This window comes from Cohnella cellulosilytica (assembly GCF_042431195.1).
Classification (GTDB): Bacteria; Bacillota; Bacilli; order Paenibacillales; family Paenibacillaceae; genus Cohnella; species Cohnella cellulosilytica.
Genome location: NZ_JBHMDN010000048.1, coordinates 168,775 through 188,900 on the forward strand (window position 1 = coordinate 168,775; position 20,126 = coordinate 188,900).

Annotated in this window: 17 protein-coding genes; 16 read left to right on the forward strand and 1 reads right to left on the reverse strand. The window is 52.8% G+C overall.

The genetic code is table 11. From position 1 onward, the window contains the following. Positions 1–35 precede the first annotated feature (35 nt). The 12 genes from ACFFT4_RS27790 to ACFFT4_RS27845 all read left to right on the forward strand — a co-directional run bounded on the left by ACFFT4_RS27790 (position 36) and on the right by ACFFT4_RS27845 (position 13,476). Positions 36–908, forward strand: coding sequence for a carbohydrate ABC transporter permease (locus tag ACFFT4_RS27790; protein ID WP_378052322.1), 873 nt, complete (start codon positions 36–38; stop codon positions 906–908). Next, positions 905–1,738 carry a carbohydrate ABC transporter permease gene (locus ACFFT4_RS27795; protein ID WP_378052323.1) on the forward strand — a complete coding sequence of 278 codons (834 nt, stop codon included), beginning with the start codon at positions 905–907 and terminating at the stop codon, positions 1,736–1,738. Before ACFFT4_RS27790 ends, ACFFT4_RS27795 begins: the two co-directional genes overlap by 4 nt. Positions 1,739–1,936: 198 nt before the next feature. Further along, a complete protein-coding gene (locus tag ACFFT4_RS27800; protein WP_378052324.1) occupies positions 1,937–2,887 on the forward strand; it encodes an ABC transporter permease in 951 nt (316 codons plus the stop codon). 61 nt (positions 2,888–2,948) lie between these two features. Further along, entirely contained in the window at positions 2,949–3,836 is an 888-nt protein-coding gene (locus ACFFT4_RS27805) for a carbohydrate ABC transporter permease (protein ID WP_378052325.1), read from the forward strand. 32 nt (positions 3,837–3,868) lie between these two features. Further along, a complete protein-coding gene (locus ACFFT4_RS27810; RefSeq protein WP_378052326.1) occupies positions 3,869–5,587 on the forward strand; it encodes an extracellular solute-binding protein in 1,719 nt (572 codons plus the stop codon). Positions 5,588–5,694: 107 nt separating this feature from the next. Then, complete coding sequence (locus ACFFT4_RS27815; RefSeq protein ID WP_378052327.1) at positions 5,695–8,001, forward strand: helix-turn-helix domain-containing protein; 2,307 nt, start codon at positions 5,695–5,697, stop codon at positions 7,999–8,001. Between the two features lie 23 nt (positions 8,002–8,024). Further along, a complete protein-coding gene (locus tag ACFFT4_RS27820) occupies positions 8,025–9,986 on the forward strand; it encodes a right-handed parallel beta-helix repeat-containing protein (protein WP_378052328.1) in 1,962 nt (653 codons plus the stop codon). 81 nt (positions 9,987–10,067) lie between these two features. Beyond that, positions 10,068–10,913, forward strand: coding sequence for an oxidoreductase (locus ACFFT4_RS27825; RefSeq protein WP_378052329.1), 846 nt, complete (start codon positions 10,068–10,070; stop codon positions 10,911–10,913). Between the two features lie 23 nt (positions 10,914–10,936). After that, positions 10,937–11,809, forward strand: a complete 873-nt coding sequence (locus ACFFT4_RS27830; protein ID WP_378052330.1) for an AraC family transcriptional regulator — start codon at positions 10,937–10,939, stop codon at positions 11,807–11,809. Between the two features lie 107 nt (positions 11,810–11,916). Beyond that, complete coding sequence (locus ACFFT4_RS27835; protein WP_378052331.1) at positions 11,917–12,567, forward strand: peroxiredoxin-like family protein; 651 nt, start codon at positions 11,917–11,919, stop codon at positions 12,565–12,567. A gap of 4 nt (positions 12,568–12,571) precedes the next feature. Continuing rightward, complete coding sequence (locus ACFFT4_RS27840) at positions 12,572–12,802, forward strand: glutaredoxin family protein (protein WP_378052332.1); 231 nt, start codon at positions 12,572–12,574, stop codon at positions 12,800–12,802. After that, entirely contained in the window at positions 12,799–13,476 is a 678-nt protein-coding gene (locus ACFFT4_RS27845; RefSeq protein ID WP_378052334.1) for a Crp/Fnr family transcriptional regulator, read from the forward strand. Before ACFFT4_RS27840 ends, ACFFT4_RS27845 begins: the two co-directional genes overlap by 4 nt. 86 nt (positions 13,477–13,562) lie before the next feature. Here ACFFT4_RS27845 and ACFFT4_RS27850 read toward each other — a convergent pair whose 3' ends face one another. Continuing rightward, positions 13,563–14,582, reverse strand: a complete 1,020-nt coding sequence (locus ACFFT4_RS27850) for an alpha/beta fold hydrolase (RefSeq protein ID WP_378052335.1) — start codon at positions 14,580–14,582, stop codon at positions 13,563–13,565. A 144-nt stretch (positions 14,583–14,726) separates the two neighbouring features. On the opposite strand from ACFFT4_RS27850, the gene ACFFT4_RS27855 reads away from it, so the two are divergent. From ACFFT4_RS27855 to ACFFT4_RS27870, 4 genes are all read left to right on the forward strand, one after another. Then, positions 14,727–15,611: a LysR family transcriptional regulator gene (locus ACFFT4_RS27855; RefSeq protein WP_378052337.1), complete on the forward strand. Its 885-nt coding sequence runs from the start codon at positions 14,727–14,729 to the stop codon at positions 15,609–15,611. A 261-nt stretch (positions 15,612–15,872) separates the two neighbouring features. Continuing rightward, complete coding sequence (locus ACFFT4_RS27860) at positions 15,873–17,690, forward strand: leucine-rich repeat domain-containing protein (protein WP_378052338.1); 1,818 nt, start codon at positions 15,873–15,875, stop codon at positions 17,688–17,690. Positions 17,691–17,807: 117 nt separating this feature from the next. Beyond that, positions 17,808–18,632 (forward strand): helix-turn-helix domain-containing protein, encoded by an 825-nt coding sequence (locus ACFFT4_RS27865; RefSeq protein ID WP_378052339.1) that lies wholly within the window; start codon positions 17,808–17,810, stop codon positions 18,630–18,632. A 155-nt stretch (positions 18,633–18,787) separates the two neighbouring features. After that, the gene (locus ACFFT4_RS27870) at positions 18,788–19,840 is read left to right on the forward strand and encodes an ABC transporter substrate-binding protein (protein WP_378052340.1); all 1,053 of its coding nucleotides are present in this window, start codon (positions 18,788–18,790) and stop codon (positions 19,838–19,840) included. The last annotated feature ends 286 nt before the right edge of the window (positions 19,841–20,126 follow it).

Consider the following 20,126-nt stretch of genomic DNA (forward strand, 5'->3'; position numbering starts at 1 on the left):
CAGCGAAGAAATCATGAAATCTGGCGGTGATGAAATTGAACAAAAGCGATCGTCGGTCGTACGCGACGATGTTTGCACCCGGCATTGCGATCTATGCGTGCTTCCTTCTCGTTCCAATCGGATTGTTGATCTATTATTCCTTCCTCGACTGGAACGGCGTAAGCCCGTCGTACCATTTTGCAGGATGGGACAATTATAAAGAAGCTTTGCACGATGAAGCGTTCCGCAGAGCCCTTGGCGTCACCCTGTTTATAACCGTCGTGGCGACGGCAGCCGTGAACGGTCTGGGCATCCTGTTTGCCGTTCTGCTGAACAAGAAGAGCAGGATGACGAACTTCTATCGTTCGGTTTTTTTCTTCCCGCTCTTGCTCAGCACCGTATCCATCGGATTTATTTGGAAGAGCATCTTAAGCTACAACGGCTTGCTGAACAACCTGCTGGAAAGCTGGGGATTGGAGCGCATCGAATTTTTCGGCAATCCGGACCTCGCTGTGCTGACCCTTACTTTTCTGGCGGTCTGGCAATCGACAGGGTTCATTATCGTGATTTATTTGGCGGGGCTGCAATCCATTCCGGCCAGCCTGTACGAGGCCGTGAAGATGGACGGGGCCAATCGCTGGCAGCAGTTCAGACATATTACGTTCCCGATGCTGGCTCCGTCCTTTACGATGAGCGTCATCTTCATGTTTACGGGCTCCATGCGCGAATACGATCGGGTGGCCGTATTGACCTACGGCGGACCGGCCGGCGCTACCGAAACCATTGCGTATCAGGTGGTCAAAGTCGGCTTCAGCGCCAACCGGTTAAGCTATTCCGCGGGTCTGGCCGTTTACATGCTCGTCATCGTAAGCGTTCTGGCCGTATCGCTGACGATTTATTTGCGCAGGAGAGAGGAGAGGCTACTTTGAAAATCACCGTGAGGAACGGATTCCGTCACTTGTTCCTGCTGCCGCTGTCCATGGCGCTGCTAATTCCTTTCTATATCGCGCTGGTCAACGCGTTCAAGACCAAGAACGACATTCTGGCCAGTCCGTTTTCGCTTCCGCTCGATCGCATGACCTTCGACAATTTCATGCGGTCCTCGGTAACGCCTTCCTTTAATATCTTTAAAGCTTACGGGACTTCCATTCTGATTACGGGCGTCTCCGTTGGGCTGCTTATTCTGATTACTTCGATGATGTCGTTCGTATTTGCGCGGGTTCAGAACCGGGTTCTGTCCGTCTGTTACCTGCTGCTGCTCTCCGGCCTGATGATTCCGCCGCAAGTCATCCTGATCCCGCTGGTAAAGGTGCTTGCCGCGCTGGGGCTCATGTTTACGCCGCAAGGATTGATTTTGTACAATATCGGCTTCTACATTCCGTTTACCGTATTTATTTATGTCGGGTTTATCCGGACGTTATCTCGCGAGCTGGACGAATCCGCCAAGATCGACGGCGCCAGTCCGTCCCGTATTTTCTGGAGTATCTTGTTCCCCTTGCTGCGCCCCGCGACGGCGTCTGCCGTCATCTTCCTCTGTCTGTGGATCTGGAACGACTTTATTAATCCGGTTATCCTTCTTGGCTCCGCCGGAAGCTATACGGTAACGACGGGGATCTTCCAGGCGGTCGGGCAGTACAGCACCAATTGGGACGATGTGTTTGCCTTGGTCGTTCTGGCTTCGGCTCCTATTTTGCTGCTGTATCTGTTTATGCAGCGGCACTTCATCGCCGGGTTGACGGAAGGATCGATCAAAGGTTAGCCTAAGCGCAGGCTGCACGCTGCAAACCGCAAACCACGGGCGATTTAAATAAGGTATGCCCTGAAAAATAGTATGTTGATCTTCCAAGTAAGCGATTTCAAAAAAGGGATGCACGCCGATAAATTGCCTCTATGAATCTCCGCCGAGCGAGCCTTATGATACAGGAGCGCCAGGAGTTCGGAAGGAGGTGATTAAACCGTGCATTCTCCAGCAGCGTTGCAAGTTTCCGGAGCGACAGGTTTGAATTCCTCCCTGTGGAAACGAATGACTCGCAAATGGCAGCTATACGTCATTCTGATTATCCCTGTGAGCTGGTTAATTATTTTTCAATATGTGCCGATGCTCGGCATTCAACTGGCTTTCAAAGACTTCTATGTGATGAAGGGAATATGGGGGAGTCCTTGGGTAGGAACCAAATACTTCGAGCAGTTTTTTAATTCGCCTTCGTTTTACACCGTCATTCGGAACACCGTGCTGATCAATGTGTATACGCTTGCGGCGGGATTTATCTTCCCCATTGCGTTGGCAGTCGGTCTGAACGAGCTGCGCTCCAGATGGTTCAAGAAGATGGTGCAGACGGTAACCTATATGCCGCATTTCATTTCTACGGTCGTTATGGTCGGACTTGTCATGCAGGCATTGGACCCTCGGGTCGGGATCGTGAATCAAGTGATTGGCTTGTTCGGGGGCGAATCTATTGATTTTATGGGTTCGCCCGGCTATTTCAGGTCGGTCTACGTTTGGTCGGAGGTCTGGCAAGCGACGGGGTTCTCGGCCATTATTTATTTGGCTGCGCTTTCTTCGGTCGATCCGGCTCTTAACGAGGCGGCGACCATAGACGGGGCGTCCGTCGTACAGCGAATCTGGCATGTGGATTTGCCGAGTATTCGTCCGACCATCGTCATCTTGTTCATTCTCAGCTTGGGCAACGTCATGAATATCGGCTTTGAGAAAATCTTCTTGATGCAAAACGGGTTGAATGCTTCCAACTCCGAAGTGATTGCCACTTGGGTATACAAAGTCGGGCTGCAGAGCTCCAACTTCAGTTTTGGTACGGCCATCGGATTTTTCAATTCCGTGATTAATTTTGCCATTCTTCTCGTAGCGAACTCGATCGCCCGCCGGGCAAGCGGCAGCGCTCTATGGTAGCGGCTTGCGAATTTCGGCTGCGGCGCGAATCGGAACGGATCGGGATGAGGGGAGGAATCACGTGAATATCCGGCGATCAAGAGGAGATCGAATTTTTTATGCGGTCAATTTAACCTTTTTGTTTTTGATTTTTGCCGCGGTGCTTTACCCGATGCTGTTCATCTTCAGCGCGTCGTTCAGCGCGCCGTCGGCGGTCATCGGCGGCAAAGTGTGGGCATGGCCGGTCGACTTTACGTTGGACGGCTACCGGGCCGTGTTTCAGAATCCGGCCATCGTGACGGGGTTCACGAATTCCTTGATCTATATGCTGCTGGGTACCGCGATTAATTTGATTGTAACGGTGCTGGGCGCATATCCGCTGGCCAGAAGAGATCTTGTCGGGCGGGAGCTGATCATGGGACTGTTCGTCTTTACGATGATCTTCAGCGGGGGCTTGGTGCCGGCGTTTCTGCTGGTCAAGGATTTGGGCCTTTATAATACCCGTTGGGCCATTCTGCTTCCCGCGGCATTAAGCGTATTTAACATGATTATTACGAAGACTTATTTTCAGACGACGATTCCGCAAGAATTGCATGAAGCCGCCGAAATTGACGGAAGCAGCGACTTCAAGACGATGCTGTCGATTGTCATTCCGTTGTCCGGGCCGATCTTGGCGGTTATTGGCCTGTATTACGCGGTCGGCCATTGGAATTCCTATTTCAGCGCAATGATCTTTCTGCGCGACAATCATTTGTATCCGCTTCAAGTCATTTTGCGTGACATTCTGATCACCAACACGGTCGATCCGATTATGCTGCAGGACTTCGATGCGATTAAACGGAAACAGGGACTGGTCGATGTTTTGAAGTTTTCCACGATTGTCGTGGCCAGCGCGCCTATGTTCGCCATTTATCCGTTTGTTCAGCGGTATTTTGTAAAGGGAATCATGATCGGGTCTATAAAGGGGTAAAGCTAGGAATAATTCACTATGGAGGGTCAACTATGAAAAGACGGGTTGCAGCAATAGGGGCAGCGATTCTGGCCGTTTCGCTGGCGCTGTCCGCTTGCTCCGGCAGCAATGAAAGTTCCAGTCCGGCGCCTGCCGAAACTTCGAGTCCGTCGGCTTCCGGGAATGGAAATCCGGCGCCTGCCGACAAGCCTTATTGGGTGTCGAACGAGAAGATCACGTTAAAAGTCGCGATTCCTCAAAATGCTTCGGTCATCGATTACGCCACCAACGAGTTCACCAAGTGGATGGAGGAGCAGACCAACGTTCACGCCGATTTCGAAGTGATTCCGACCGACAGTACGTCCAACGGCCTTAACCTTCTTCTGGCTTCCGGCGACTATCCCGACGTCTATCTGGGATTCGGCGTATCGGACAATCTGGAGGCGACTTACGGGGTCAGCCAGCATCTGTTCCTTCCGCTGAACGATCTGATCGAGAAGAACATGCCGAATTTCCAACAAGTGCTGACCCAATATCCTGCCACGGCAGGGATTATCACCGCAACGGACGGCAATATCTATGCGCTTCCTTCTATTAATGAATGCTACCATTGCACGTATCAGCAGAGAATGTGGATCAATCGCGAATGGCTTGAGAAGTTGGGACTAAGCGAGCCGAAGACGATAGACGAATTGTATGAAACGTTGAAGGCATTCAAGGATAACGATTTGAACGGCAACGGCAAGGCGGATGAAATTCCGCTCGTGGGGGCATACGAAGGCGGCTGGAACACGAATATCGAGCCGTGGCTCGTAAGCGCCTTCATTACGGACCCGGGGATGAACAACAAAACGAAGGTTTCCATCAACGACGGCAAGGTCTTGACAATTGCCAATCAGCCGGAGTACAAAGAGGCGTTAAGCTATATTCGCAAGCTGTATGCCGACGGTTTGATCTACAAGGGCTCCTTCACGCAGAAGGAAGATCAGATGAAACAAATGCTGGCTTCCGACCCGCCGATCGTCGGCGCGTTCATGTCGGGCGCAAGCGTAATCGATATCGATCCGAATTCCAATGAACAGGCCTATCGCCGCTATGAAATGCTGGCTCCGGTCGTCGGTCCGCTCGGCAGGGAGAATACGCCGAAGTTCGAATACGACAGCATTCAGAAGGGAGCGTTCCTCATCTCCGCGCAGTCTGAGAAAGCGGATATCGCGGCCAAATGGGCGGATCAATTTTATAACAACGATTATATTGTTCAACAGCACCGAAGCCAAGGCGTCGAAGACGAGGATTGGAGAAAAGCGACAGCGGACGAGAAAGGGCTCGACGGAAGGCCGGCCCTGTTCACGGGACTGAAAGCTTACAGTACGGAAGCCCAAAACAATGCCTGGATTTATGTCGGCATCGAATATTATCCGGCGGATTACCGGCTCGGACAATCCGTCCCTCAAGTGGATGATCTGTACGCGCCTTCGGCTTCGGAGAAGCTGCTGTTCCAGGAAACGAAGATCAAGTACGAGCCTGCCGCTTCGGAAACCGTTAAGCCGATGCCGCCTGTCAAGCTGACGGTCGACGAGAATCAGGAGCTGCTGACCAGCAGCGTTGAAATCGATAAATATATCGAGGAGTTCCGCGTCAAGTCGATTACAACGGAAGGCTATCTGGAGAAAAATTGGGACGGCTATCTGGACAGGCTCAACAAGATCGGTTTGACCAAGTATCTTGAGATTTATCAAACCGCCTATGATCGGCAATACGCGAATCCATAAGATGACGGAGCGAAAGTGGCCTTGAATTCAAGGCTGCTTTTCGCCCGTCTGAATGCGGATCGGGCTTCCCGGAACAAACAGATATAAGGGAGGGGGCTGTCTTCCAGATGTGGTCGGGCAAAATCAAGGATTATCGCGTTCTATGGAAGTTTTCCGTATCCTATCTGATCGTGCTGCTTATTCCGTTTATGCTGGGCGTCGTTGTCTATTTGCAGTCGGTAGCCATTCTCAAAAAAGATGCCCTGAACAACAACCATTCCATTTTGGAGCAATCCCGCGGCATTGTGGACGGGCATCTTCGGGACATGTTGAATCAGGGTCAGCAGCTTGCTTTCAATTTCAAAAATCTGACCTTGCATGAGAAGACCCGGCTGGACGAATCCGTCTTCGAGGTGTTCGACTTCCGGAGGGATCTTTCGCAGTTTAAGCTGACGAACCAATTTGCCTATGACTTTCTGATCTTCTATCGGAAGAGCGGCTTGACGGTAACCTCGCAGACGGCTTATTTCGATTCCGACTTGCTCTATGGGGCTCTGTTCCAGGAGTCCGGAATCAATGCCGGTTTTCAGGATTGGGAACATAAGCTGTGGGAGGAATATTCCAACGGTCAGTACGTCAGATTGGGCAGGGTCGGCCGCGGGCCGACGGCTCGCGAGATGCTGGCCTACGTACAAACCTTCCCGTTGGGCGCGTCCGAGGAGCAGCAGTCGAAAATTTTGCTCATGATCGACGCCGACACGATTAAGGGGCTGTTGAATCGGATTGATATCGGAAGCCAGGGGGCTGTCGTCATTCTTGATCGTCATGGAGAAGAGATGGTAACGGTGACAGGGGAGGACAACAGCTGGGAAGAGCGCGATTTCAAGACCATCCTGTCCTCCCGGGCGTCCGAAATCAAGCTTGGCGGACAGACGCTGATCCTTTCCAGAACGTTCTCTCCGAACAACGGCTGGAGCTATATCAGCGCCGTTCCCGCATCGCTCGTCTATGCGAAGGCCGATACGATACGAAATACGGTCATGGTGTATTCGCTGATCGCGGTAGGGCTTGGTTTGCTGGCGACGGTCTTCCTCGCGTATCGGAACAGCCGGCCGATCGGCGAAGTGCTGTCGGCGGTTCGCCAGCTATTCGACAGTGAGGCGGAATCTCAAGCCCATTATCGGTACGAGGAAATCGGCAAGTCCGTATCGAGCCTGGTGGAAGGCCATAAACGGCTGCGCGCGGAATTAAAAGCGCAGCTGCCCTTTCTGCAGAGCGCTTTTCTTGGAAGGCTGCTGAACGGCGAGTTTTACGACGAGGCGGATTTGCGCGCCCATGTAGAGCGGCTGGAGATCGATCTGTCCGGCGAGCTGTTTGTTGCGGTCGTGCTCGGGATCCAGGTCGAAGCGGAGGGCAAGTACGAGACGAAGGACGAGCTGGTTCGTTACGACTTGATGCGCTTGCTGGTCAAGGAAGAATGGGGAGCGCTCGAGCCGCCGGGCCAATCGTTCTTTAACGATTACGAAGAAAAAAAGCTGGAAGTATTAATGGTCTTCCAGGACCGGAACGAACCGGCGATCAAACAACGCCTCGAGTCGTTCTTTCGTGCTGTTCGGAGAAGCCTTGAGGAGAAGTACGGGATCTCCCTGCTTATCGCTGCAGGAAACCTTCAAACCGGACTTTTGGAATCCGCCCGATCCTTCGACGAAGCGCAGCAGGCGATCGATTTTTTTCGATACCGTCAAGGAAAGAGCATTGTCTATTATTGGGAGGTGCCCGCCGTTCACCCGCCGTTCTATTATCCGATTGAGCTGGAGATACGTCTCATCCACGCGTTGAAGGCCGGGGACCGGGAGTCCGTTCAGGCGATGCTGCAAGCCCTTTGCACCGAAAACCAGGCGAATCGAGAGTTGTCGTCCGTAACGATGGATCAATTTCTGGCCGCGCTAAAAATGACGCTAATTCGCGGATTGGGCTCGCGGCTCGCCGCAGAGGAACTGGAGAACGTACTGGCGACAGCGGCTTTGGAACCGTTCATCGAGCAAATGGATCTGGCGATGAACGCTTATGCGCTCAGCATGGTTCAAGACCGATCAACCGAAGCGAACGAATTCGTCAACCAGGTGATGGAATATACCGAGGCGTCTTATTCAAATGTAAGCTTGAATTTGGAGCAGACGGCCGCGCACTTTAATGTGCTTCCCTCTTCGTTGTATACGATGTTTAAAGAGAGGGCGGGGACGACGTTCGCCGATTATGTAGAGAAGCTTCGAATCGATGCGGCTTGCCGGTTGATCGAGACGGGGGAAGCTTCGATCAAAACCATTGCCGAGAAAATCGGCTACAGCAGCGATCAGACCTTTAGACGAGCCTTTAAGCGGGTGATGGGCGTCTCCCCTTCCGATTATGGAAATACCGTTCGAAATAAACTTTGATCGATAAAAGGAGAGAGGATTCCTTGACAATGGACAATCGCTATTCGCATCAATGGTACGTCTCCCCTGGCGGAGACGACAACAATATTGGGACGATAGACCGCCCTTTTCGAACGATCGGCCGCGCGAGGGACGAAGCCAGGAAAGGGACGGCATCGATGACGGGGGACTTTCGGATTTGGATTCGAGAGGGGACGTATGCGCAGACGGAAGCGCTGGTTTTCGATAGTCGCGACTCCGCGCCGGCCGGCTTTCGCATCGTCTATGCCGCGGTTCCCGGCGAATCCGTGACGATCAGCGGCGGCGTTCGGGTGGAGAACTGGGTGGAAGTCGATGACGCCGAGGGAAGAAGGCTGTTTCAAGCGTCGGCCAAGGGCCTGCCGTACAGCCGTCATCTCTATGTAAACGGGTCTCCTGCTCCGCGGCCCAGGAGCAAGGAGATCAAGGCGACTTCATGGAATGTGGCGAAGGACGAAGATTTTGCATTCTGGCATCTGCTCGAGACGGTTACGACCTATCAGGGCGAGCTTTCCGTGTACGAAGGATATCGGACAACCCGTACCGATATGCTCGGCTGGAGCAATCCGCAGGATGTGGAGGCCGTATACGACGTCGGCTGGACGCACAGCGTCTGTCCGATCGAATCGATCCGAAGCGATGGCGCGGATTCCGCGGTCGTACGGATGAAGATGCCCTGCTTTCGCGACTGTCAAATTAAGGCGGGCGTGCAGATCGGTTCGCCGAGCTACTTCGAGAACGTGTTCGAGTTGATGAACGAGCCGGGGCAGTGGTACTTCGACCGAAGCGGGCAGACGGTCTACTATTACGCTCGCGACGGGGAGGACGTTGCCGCGATGGAGTTCGTTATTCCTCTGGCCGAGCGGCTGATCGACATCCGGGGCGAACTTGGCAGCCCTGTCCGCGGCTTGGCGTTCGACGGCCTGGAGTTCTGTCATACTACCTTCCTGCAGCCGCTGACGAGCGGGCATCCGGAAGTTCAGGCGAACCTGTTGAAGGATAGCCGGGACGATGCGCATGCGCACTCGGCCTATTTGAAGGTGCCGTCCGCGATCGTGCTTCACGCTGCCGAGGACGTGCGCTTCGAGAACTGCCGATTCCATCGGTTGGGGAGCGGCGCGGTGGATATCGAGACGGGGTCGAGGCGCAACGCGTTCGTCGGCAACGAATTTGCCGGAATCGCGGGCAGCGGCATACAGGTGGGCGATTTCTCTTTCGCCGACGCGCACCCCGACGACGAGCGGGAAATCGTCGGCGACAATGTGATCGCCAACAATTATTTTCACGAGATCGGCACCGATTTTAAAGGCAGCGTCGCCGTAATTGTCGGCTATGCGGAAGGCACCGCGATCTCGCATAACGAGATTTGCGAGATTGCCTACTCGGGCATTTCGGTCGGCTGGGGCTGGGGTTACGCGGATCCGGGGGTCGAACGCTTGTCCAACTTTGCGCCGGACCATTATCCGGTCTACGACAAGCCGACCGTTCTTCGCCGAACCCGCGTCGAGTACAATCATATTCATCACGTCTTGCGCAAGCTTCATGACGGCGGCGGAATCTATACGCTGTCGGCCCAGCCGGAGTCCGTGATCAACGGAAATTATATTCATGACAACGGCAGCGAGCCGGATGTTGTCTGCGTGGAGGACATCGTCAGGCACACGTATGGAAACTACGAGAAATACGGTCATTACGGCAGCTTCCACGGTTTTCCCGGCGGGATTTATCTGGACGAAGCGTCGGCGGAGTTTGAAATCTCGAATAACGTCATTCATAGCGTTATTATGCCTATTCATTATCACGAGGTGGTCAAGAACGCGTTCCGCACGCTTTCCATATTCGGCAATGTGACGAATATTTTGCCGGAATCGCCGTTATTCCCAGCCGCGATGGCCGCCCGGGCAGGGCTGGAGGAGCCCTACCGTCATCTGTTGGATAGAGAAGGTGAATTTGAGCCGCATTCATAACTCCAAATGAGCTTTACGCCAAAGCCCCTGATGCAGGTTTATGGTATTTTGTTGCTATAAAACCGAGAGGGATGATCATTTGTGTCAGCACAAAAGGTATGGTTCATTACGGGAGCGTCGCGAGGGCTGGGGTTTGAGATTGCCAAAGCGGCATTGGCGTCCGGGCATAAGATCGTAGCGACGGCAAGAAAGACGCAGGATTTGATCTCCGTCGCCAACCTGGGCAGTCCCGATCGCGTACTGCTGACGGCGCTGGACGTTACGGATGAACGGCAAGCGAAGGAAGCGGCAAGGCTGGCGGTCGAAGCCTTCGGCCGCATCGATGTGCTGGTCAATAATGCCGGTTACGGCTTGCTGGGCGCCATTGAGGAGGCCAGCGACCAGGAGGTCAGGCGGGTCTACGAAGTGAATGTGTTCGGTCTGTTGAATGTGACCCGTGCGGTTCTTCCCTGCATGAGAGCACAGCGCTCGGGCCATGTCATAAATATGTCTTCCGGGGGCGGCCTGAGCGGCACGGCCGGCTGGGGCGTCTACGGCTCTACCAAATTCGCCGTCGAAGGGATCTCGGAGACGTTGGCTCATGAGCTTGCGCCGTGCGGCGTTCATGTTACGGCGGTCGAACCCGGATTTTTCCGTACCAACTTCCTGGACGGCACGTCCCTTGTTCAAACCGCGGCGATTATTGACGATTACGCCGAATCGGCCGGCAGAATGAGAGCCATGGCCGCGCAATTCAATAAGCAGCAGCCTGGAAATCCGGCCAAGCTCGCCCAAGCTCTGCTCCGGGTTGCGGAGGCCGAACTTCCGCCCGTCCATTTGCCGCTGGGAAATGATACGTTGGCCGCCTATGAGACCAAAACGGGAGCTTTTCAAAGAGAGATCAACGAATGGCGGGCGGTCATCACGGATACGAGCTACGACGGCTAACCCGAATCGAAGGAAGGATGCGAATGTATAAGAAGGCGGCCAAGGCGCCGCAGGATCTGATTCGTATGGGCATGCTTAAGCGCAACGGCTATTCCGCGATCGGCGCTTGCAGCTATTCGGCCGCTGCGTCCGGAAGGATGTATTTGCAGGATCACGTCCTGCTCGTCGTTCTGGAAGGGACGTACAAGATCAGGCTCGGAGGCCGGGAGTATCCTGTCCGGAAACACGAGATGATGCTGCTGCAGAAGGCGATTTTAATTGAATACGACAAGTACGGGAACTCCGAGTCCGGGGACCTTCTGGACTACATGATGTTTTTTATTAAGGACGACTTAATCCAGGATTTTTTCAAGCTGTCGAAATACACATTCCCGGTTTCCGAAGCTCCCGTTCCCCTTGCGATAAGCCCGATTGATGAGCGGATGCTGTATTACGCCGCTTCCTTAAAGCCCTACTTCCAAGAGCAGGAAAAGAAGGAAGACGAGTTGATGAGGCTGAAGCTGCTGGAATTGATGTTTAATATGGGGGAAGCCAATCAGGCGCTGCTGTATCAATTCCTGCAGCTGAAGCCCAGGAAATGGTCAAGCATTGTTGAAATGATGGAAAACAACTATACGAATCCCGTAACCCTCGCCGATCTGGCCTATTTATCGGGCAGGAGTTTGTCCACCTTCAAGCGGGAATTCCGCCAAATCTATCGTGAGCCTACGTTCCAGTGGCTTCGCAATCGCCGCTTGGAGAAGGCCAAGGAGCTGCTGACCGACTCGGGAGTTTCCGTCACCGAGGCTTGCTTTGCGTCCGGTTTTGAAAATGTGACGCATTTCTCTGCGGTGTTCAAGAAGAAGTACGGCCTGACGCCGTCCGCAATGAGGGCGGCCCGCGGGCAATACGAATGAGTTTAACGAGTCTGCGCTCTGTAATCCAGATTACGGAGCGCAGGCTCGTCTTCTCTTATAGTAGAGAGAGGAACAAGAGAATTCCCTTTAAGCAGGAGGAATAGGCTATGACAACTCTCGCCTTGAACGAGCAATTATCCGCGATCAAACAACAGTTCATTGCCGCAACGCCTGCAGAGGCGCATCTGGCGCTGTCCCGTTTCATCCAGGAGCAGCAGAATTCCGGCTTGTACAATGGGCTGGAGGCAGGCTCGAAGACGAAGGATTTCGTATTAAAGAACGCGCTCGGCCATTCCGTATCCTTGTACGAGACGCTCTACAAAGGTCCGGTTGTTCTAACTTTCTACCGCGGCGGATGGTGTCCTTATTGCAATACGCAATTGCGGGCGTATCAGAGCATCTTGCCCCAAATTCGCGAAATGGGCGGTCAGCTCATCGCCGTTAGCCCGCAATCTCCCGACAATACGCTGTCCCAGGTCGAGAAGGAACAATTGACGTTTGAAGTGTTGAGCGATACGAACGGACTTGTCGCCGCTCGTTACAACCTGCTGTGCGATGTGCCGGAATATGTCAGAAATGTGCTCGAAGGATTTGGACTTGATCTTGCGGAATATAATCAGACGGACAAATGGATACTTCCGGTGCCTGCGACGTTCATGATTGACGAGAACGCCATCATACGTTCCGCCTATGTGAACGCGGACTTTATGCAGCGAATGGAGCCCGATGATATTTTGCACGAGCTCGGGAAGCTGTAAGCGGTTGGTTACGCTCTATGTCAGTTGGGAGTGCGAAGCCTGCCGTGAAGCCATTGCCTATTTTGGGCGGAAAAACATTCCCGCTCATATTCTGAATGTACGGGCAAGCCGACATTTCATGGAACGAATGATCTCCAAGGGCGGCATCGCGACCCCCTTCATTACGATTGGCGATCAGGTACTCCATAGTTTTGACGTCGAACGCATAGAGCGACTGCTGGAAGGTGAAGCATGAACAAGCTGTGGTATTTGTCGCAGATCAGTATTCTGGAATCTCTGCCTGAAGACGAGCTGCTCCGGATCGATCGTTCTAACGCCATCGAGCATTTTCAGGCCGTGCCCCCGAATACGGTGATCCAGACGCCCGATCAGGAAAGAAAGGCGCTGTTCTTCGTCAAGGAAGGCAAGCTTAAGCTGTATAAAACCAATGAAGCCGGCAAGCAGCTAACCGTGGGCATCTTGACCAAGGGGAATATGTTTGGCGAGCTGGAAAACTTCTCGTTGGGAACGAAGCGCGTGTTCATCGAAACCATGGAGGAGTCGTTCATTTGCTCGATGTCCGAAATGCAATTCGAAGCGCTCCTGCTGCGGCACCCACAGCTCGCGCTGAAGTTTCTTCGCGCCATAAGCGACCGCCTGAACGAAAGCGAGCAGATGATTGAGCAGCTTACGCTCAAGGATTTGCGCGGAAAAATTGTATACATGCTCTGCATGCTGGCAGATCGTTTTGGCGTTGCCGAGGAAGAGTACGTATGGATTGATTTGCCGCTGACGCACCAAGAGATTGCCAACATGATTGGCGCTACGAGGGAAGCGGTGAGCAACGTATTGCGGGAATTAGCGAAAGAAGGAATGGTCAGAACCGGACGAATGTCGATATGGCTGTCGGCGGACGTTTTGAAGAAGTGAGCTCTTGTCTCTTGATGGAAAAAGGAGGTCGGACCGGCAAGCTCTGGCGACCTCCAATACGACGGGCCTGTGGTGTTTACGACGATCTATTCGTTCGTACTAACAGCCAATAAGCGTTGGAGACTATCATCGATAAATTGATTGTCGGGACCGTTGATTCCGCGACCGGCAAAGTGGCCCCAGATCGACTCGATAGGGTTAAAAACGGCGTTAGGTAAAAGATTGGCCTCGTATTCGTTGTCGTCCGCCGGGCAAAAGAGATCCGTGCTCCCCGGCATGACGCAGGCCAGCGCTTTAATGCTTTGGAGCGCTTTATCGAAATCTCCGTTATAGGAGGGATTGGCGCTGATATCCGCATGTTGGCCGGTCCATAACATGGCCAGGAAATTGTGCGGGTCCATCTTCATAAAGCTGTCTTCCCAGACGCCGCTCATAAAATCTGCCAAGGATTCAAATCCGAAATTGCGATAAAGTTCTTCTCTGTAAAAGTCTCGCGACAGACCCCATCCCGCATAGACGCGTCCAACGGCGCGCATATCCGAAGAAGTCAACCGGTTGAGTTGACTTGAATCGAAGCCGACGGCGGCCAGGAGCGAAGCCTTCATTCCTTCCAGTACGACATACGTTTGAGGCCAGGTTTTTGCAGCTCCGGCGAAAGAGGCGATTCGTTCCACCATTCCCGGATAGCTTGCCCCCCATTGATAGGCTTGCAGCCCTCCCATTGACCATCCGACGACAAGAGCGATCTTGCGAATGCCGAATTTTTCGGTCGCCAGCCGATGCTGGAATTTAACATTGTCATAGATCGTTACCTGCGGAAAATTAGCCCGGTCGAATGGCGGAGGCGTATTGCTGGGAGACGAAGACAATCCGTTGCCCAGCAGGTTGGGAACGAGGATGAAATATTTCTCCGGATCCAGGGCCATGCCGCTTCCGATCAACCATTCGTTCTGAATATGCCGGTCGCCAAAAGCGGTCGGATAGACGATGACATTATCTTTCCTCTCATTTAATTTTCCATAAGTTTTATAAGCAAGAAAAGCGTCCGGCAACGTCTCTCCCGACTGCAGGATGACGTCCTCCAAATCAAAAATTTCATAATCCATCGTGCGGTTTGCTCCTTTCAGAATGAACCCATCCATTTAGAATGTATTTCTTGTTGTCAGTATAGATCCGTGGTACTCTCAATAAAAGTGAATGAATTTCATAACAGTCTTCAATATTATTGAAAGTTCAAGGAGGAGCCGATGATGGAATTGCGTCAGCTGAATACGTTCCGTACAGTGGCGTCCACCTTAAATTTCACTCGGGCCGCGGAAGCGCTGAATTACGTCCCCTCCAATGTCACGATGCAAATTAAAGCCTTGGAGGAGGAGCTTGGCGTTCGTCTCTTTGATCGCTTGGGCAGACAGCTCGTTCTCACAACTGCGGGCAAACGTTTCTTAACGCATATCCATGACGTTCTTGACAAATTGGAAGAAGCGCACAGCGTCGTTCATGACAATGAACATTTAAGCGGCACCTTAACGATAAGCGCCAATGAGGTAGTTTGCGCCTATCGGCTTCCGGCTGTCTTTCAACGATTTCGTTCACAGCATCCGGGAGTTCGTCTGATCTTTCGCTCCGTTCCCAATCAAGAGCTTAAGCAGGCGCTGTTTGAAGGAACCGCGGATATCGTCTATATCCTGGACGAACCCGTTCGCTCGAGCGGACTGGCCGTAGAGCCGATGCTGGAAGAAACCTTCCGCTTGTTCGCTGCCCCGGATCACCCGCTCGCCAAACGAACGGTACTGCACCTGGAAAATTTTCACGAAGAAGTGTTCCTGACGAATGAGAAAGGTTGTCCCTATCGAACCCTGTTTGACCGGTCCTTCGAGAAAGAGGGCATTGACAGCATCACGTATTTAGAGTTTCAAAGTGCCGAGGCCATTAAACAATGCGCAATTTCGGGAATCGGTATCGCTTTTCTTCCCGAAATCGTAACGAAAGCCGAGGTTGAACGGGGAGAGCTTGTCGCCCTTCCATGGCAAATTCCGGATTTGCACGTATATACCCAGATGCTGTGGCATAAAGACAAGTGGCTATCGCCCATTCTGTTGTCTTTCATAGAAGCGGCAAGGAAGGTCTTGCTATAGAGAAGAAAACCGGCACGGTCATGCAGGGGGCCGCCCTCTGGCCCATGATCCCGGCTTATTCCGCGTCCATAGGCCTATCGACAGGGTGAAGATTCGATCATGTAGGAGGGCCTTTGGAATGATATGATCAGTAAGAACGCTTCGAGGCTTGAGGCGGTTCTTAAATCTGAACATCGATCGTTAACGAGGTGCCTAATGGAATTGATTCGCTTAAATTGTCCCAGTTGCAACGGGCAAATTGAATATAAAGAAGGGCAAATCTTGAAATGCCCTTACTGCAAGACGGAATTGCTGCTAAAGGAAAATAACGTCTACTTCGTCGAACAAACGATCAACCATTATTACGGGACGTCTCCTGCTCCAGCTCCGGCCCCCGCCGCACAGCCCAAAGGGAATGCGAAGGCGCTGCTGATCGTGCCGGTCGTGCTTCTCGGGCTGGTCTTGGCGTATTTCTTTTTCTTGCTCCAGCAGCCCGGCCGCTCCGACGACAACTATGCCCGGACGCCTGCCCGAACCGTGCCGGAGAGCGAGGTGCTGCTGTTTTTCCTGAAGGATATTTTCAACAAAGGAACGGCGATGCCCACGGGAGAGGAAATCGCAAGCATCCGCTATTTGGCCGCCGATTACGAGGACAACGAGTGGCGCTTTACTTACAGCTTCGACGACCCGTTTACGACAGAGCAGCCCGAAATGTTCGACTACACGGTCGCCGACAAGCTATTAAACACGCAGGAAATCGAGCAGAAGGATTTTGAGGCTTTCAGCGGACTGGCCGAGCTGAATCTCATGAACGAATACGAAATCGGGCAGGGTCAATCCATCAGCTTTGAACATATGCACGGCTTAAAAAGCTATACGGGCGCCTTTAACGAATCGTTCCGCTTGTTCGCCGACTATTTCGAGGATAAAGCGAAAATCGTGAAGCTCTCGACCCAAATTCGAAGCAATGCGGAATTGGCTTTATTATTGGATTTTCCGAACCTGCAAGCGTTGGAAATTACCTATGTCGACGAATCGGTTACAGATTATCACCTGCTGAGTCAGCTGCATCTAAAGTCGTTGTCGCTAACCTACATCAATGACCTGAAGTGGCTGTCAGCGTTAACGGATCTCCATTCGTTGGCCATAAACTACAGCGAAGCGACCGATTTCAGCGCGCTTTATTCGCTGAGTCAGCTGCAGGAGCTGAAACTTTCGTTTGTCAAAAACTTAAAAACGCTCGATTTTGTCCCAAATATGCCGACCCTGCAATCGCTCGACATTGAGATGGCCGATATCCCGAACCTGGAGCAGCTGAAAGGCAAAAAGTCGTTGACGAAGCTTCGTCTGTCCAGCGTAAACAAGCTCAGATCCGTCGAGCCGGTCAACAGCTTATCCTCTCTAACCGAGCTGTCGCTCTCCGGCTATTACGGACCCGAGACGGCGTTAACCTTGCCTCATTTGGAGAAAGCGGAGCTATCCGGCCGCTTCTTCTCCCAATTGCAGGCGCCTGCTTTAAAATCTTTGATCGTGTACATCAGCGGCAGCGATTTGAACGGGGCCGAGTTATTGAAGCATCCCCAGCTGGAGAGGCTGGACGCAAGGGAGTACGGGGAGTTCACGGACATTCAAGCGCTGGACCATCTGCCCAATCTGCGCGTCTTGAATTTAAGCGAGACGGCATTGCTCGGCGAGACGAGCGAATTATTCCGTCTGCGGCACGTCGGAACGTTAAGCTGTCGGGAGTGTCGGTTCCAGCTTGGGAGCGCCGACCCGCTTAAGAACGATACGCTGGAAAATCTGACTTTGAGTAAAGTGTCATTCCAGGTCGACGAAGGCGAATGGCTGAATGATATCGACGAGCTTATGCCTTATTTTGCGGGCTTGACGGGCTTGCGTTCTTTTACGGTGCAGGACGAGTCGCTTCAATCGTTGGCGTTTATGAGAAATTGGCGGACAATCGAGTCGCTTCATTTGGAGAACAACGCCATTTCCGACGTGGAGCCTTTGAAGGGGCTGACCCATTTGCGCAAGCTGTATCTGGTGGGGAATCCGGTGCAAAACAAATCCATTCTGGACGCGCGAGTTTTGGTCTATTAAGGCAGTGGAGGAAAGGGCAGGGACAGGACGTTTCTTTCTTTACATCGCTATTGAAAATTATTATCATCAAAGTACGTTAACGCGATATTTTCCGAAAGGTTAGGCGGTGTCGCATACATGGAAGTGGATTTGAACGTGCTCACGGAGCAATGGATGGGCAACAGCTTCAGCGTGAAATCGGTCGTTCGAATTATCAAAGGTCCGCGCGAGCTTTCGACATCGTACGAGACGACGTGCCCTTCCTTTACCTTTACGGTGCGAGGCAGCGGGGAGCTTCGTCTGAATCAGCATGCCTACGAGCTGCTGCCCGGAAAGGTGATTCACAGCAATGCGGGCATGCGGCTGAAAGCCTGGAATACCGGCGACGAGGAATTCGAATGTTACCGGGTGCTGTATTTGCCGGAGGCGAGGGAAAGCCACAAGGACAATTGCATGTATAAGCACTACGAGCTGGAGATCGGCTTTAATCCGCAGATTTTCTCCACCCTGGACAAAATGAACAACATCTCGCATCGCGGCGATATTCCGTCCGGATTCCAAGTGAAAGTGCTGGTCTACGATCTGTTGGGAAAAATGTTCGCAGCCGCCAGAAGCCTGCGGACCAGCGAGCATCGGACGATTGTCGAGGACAGCGTGGCGTATCTTCATTTGCATTTTCAGGAGCCGCATTCGTTGTTCAGTCTGGCCAGCCGTTATCAGCTGTCGCCCAAATATTTTGCGGAAATTTTCTACAAGGATATGGGAATCAGCCCGATTAACTACCTGATCAACTACCGGATGAAGTTTGCGGAGAAGCTGCTGCTGACGACGAACGCCTCCATTCGCGAGATTGGAAGAAGCGTAGGTTACGCGGATCCTTACCAGTTCAGCAAAATGTTCAAAAAGCATATGGGCGTGGCGCCTAGCGAATTCAAATCCAGCGCGCTAAGCTCGTCCGGATAGAGGCGGCTGGCCGCGAACGAACAGGACATATGACATTAGAATCACAAGGAATATGCCATTCCCTTTGCTCCTCCCATCCTCTACAATTGAATCGATAATGAGAATCGTTATCGATAAAATCGTCACAAAGACAGGGGAACAGGATGAATAAGAACATGAAGAAAAACGGGATGGGCATCGTTCTCATCGTATTGATTTTGCTGTTGGCGGCGTGCGGATCGAATTCCGACAATTCAAGCGGAAGCCCGGAGACGGGAGCAAGCGCCGCGCAGCCGAGCGAGTCGGCGCCAAGCGCGCAACCGAGCGAATCCGCGCTGCCCGAGCAAAGCGGGGAAGCGACAGCGAGCTTCCCGCGCGACATAGATGGCGCTTTTGGCAAGGTAACGCTTGAGAAGAAACCGCTGAAGGTGGGATTGGCGAACTGGATGCTGCTGGAGCTGCTGCTTCCGTTCGATCTGTCGGAGGCGGGGATAACGCTGCCTTTCTCCGCGGCCAACTCGTCGCTGGAGTCCGACATTTACAAGGAATATGCCGATAAATTCGACGATCTGAAGATTGTCGGCGAGAACACGCAGGTCAATCTTGAAGCGATGCTGGCCTTCCAGCCGGATGTCATTATTGCGGGCAGCGTCTCCAACAAGGAGATCAGGCAGCAGCTGGAACAGATCGCTCCGACCGCTTGGTACGATGAGGAGAAAATCAACGTACGGAATGATTGGACCGAGCTTCTGACTTATATGGGCGGCGTACTCGGTCAAGAGGAGCGCGCGCAGCAGCTGATCAACGACTTCCGTACGAAGCAAAGCGAAGGCAAGGAGAAGCTGGCCGGTCGCAGCGACGAAACGGTCATGCTGGTCCAGGTCCGGGAGAACGCCGTGTATGCCATGAGCTACGGTTCGATCCCGCAGTATTACGACGGTCTGGGTCTTACGCCTCCGGACGCGGTGAAAGAGATGGGCGGGCCTACGCAGATTTCGTTGGAGGGCTTGACCGTGATCAATCCCGATCATCTCTTCCTCGGTTATTTTAACCTGACGGATACGTCGCTGGCGGCGCTTACGGACGAATGGCAGGACAGCGAGGTATGGAAAGGCTTGAAGGCGGTCAAGAACAATCAGGTCTATCCGTTTAACGGCGAGCTTGCCCTGGGCATCGGTCCGATCGGTCAAGCGTACGGAATCGACACGGTCATCAAGGCGCTGGAATAGAGAGAGGCGCAAATCCACGTAAAACCGGGGCTGTTCTCTAAGGGAATCAAGCTGCTCTGAAAGATCATCGATGAACAAGGTGCAAGGGGGATGTACCTCCTTCCGATGCTATACGCTCCTGAAACCTGAATAGGTAAACCCGTGATAGGGTGATTTCAGGAGCGTATGAGGCATTCTCCAGGCTATGCTTGACCCACAACGCTACCATAAACAGGGATTTAAGAAAATAAGGATGGACAACAGGCCCGCAGCAAAGTAAATTGGGAGAAAAAGCAGGCGGTAGGTG

Excerpts from the sequence above, each read along its gene's own strand:
- ACFFT4_RS27810 (WP_378052326.1), top strand. The coding sequence starts at position 3,869 with ATGAAAAGACGGGTTGCAGCAATAGGGGCAGCGATTCTGGCCGTTTCG.
- ACFFT4_RS27815 (WP_378052327.1), top strand. The coding sequence starts at position 5,695 with ATGTGGTCGGGCAAAATCAAGGATTATCGCGTTCTATGGAAGTTTTCC.
- ACFFT4_RS27830 (WP_378052330.1), top strand. The coding sequence starts at position 10,937 with ATGTATAAGAAGGCGGCCAAGGCGCCGCAGGATCTGATTCGTATGGGC.
- ACFFT4_RS27835 (WP_378052331.1), top strand. The coding sequence starts at position 11,917 with ATGACAACTCTCGCCTTGAACGAGCAATTATCCGCGATCAAACAACAG.
- ACFFT4_RS27845 (WP_378052334.1), top strand. The coding sequence starts at position 12,799 with ATGAACAAGCTGTGGTATTTGTCGCAGATCAGTATTCTGGAATCTCTG.
- ACFFT4_RS27850 (WP_378052335.1), bottom strand. The coding sequence starts at position 14,582 with ATGGATTATGAAATTTTTGATTTGGAGGACGTCATCCTGCAGTCGGGA.
- ACFFT4_RS27855 (WP_378052337.1), top strand. The coding sequence starts at position 14,727 with ATGGAATTGCGTCAGCTGAATACGTTCCGTACAGTGGCGTCCACCTTA.
- ACFFT4_RS27865 (WP_378052339.1), top strand. The coding sequence starts at position 17,808 with ATGGAAGTGGATTTGAACGTGCTCACGGAGCAATGGATGGGCAACAGC.
- ACFFT4_RS27870 (WP_378052340.1), top strand. The coding sequence starts at position 18,788 with ATGAAGAAAAACGGGATGGGCATCGTTCTCATCGTATTGATTTTGCTG.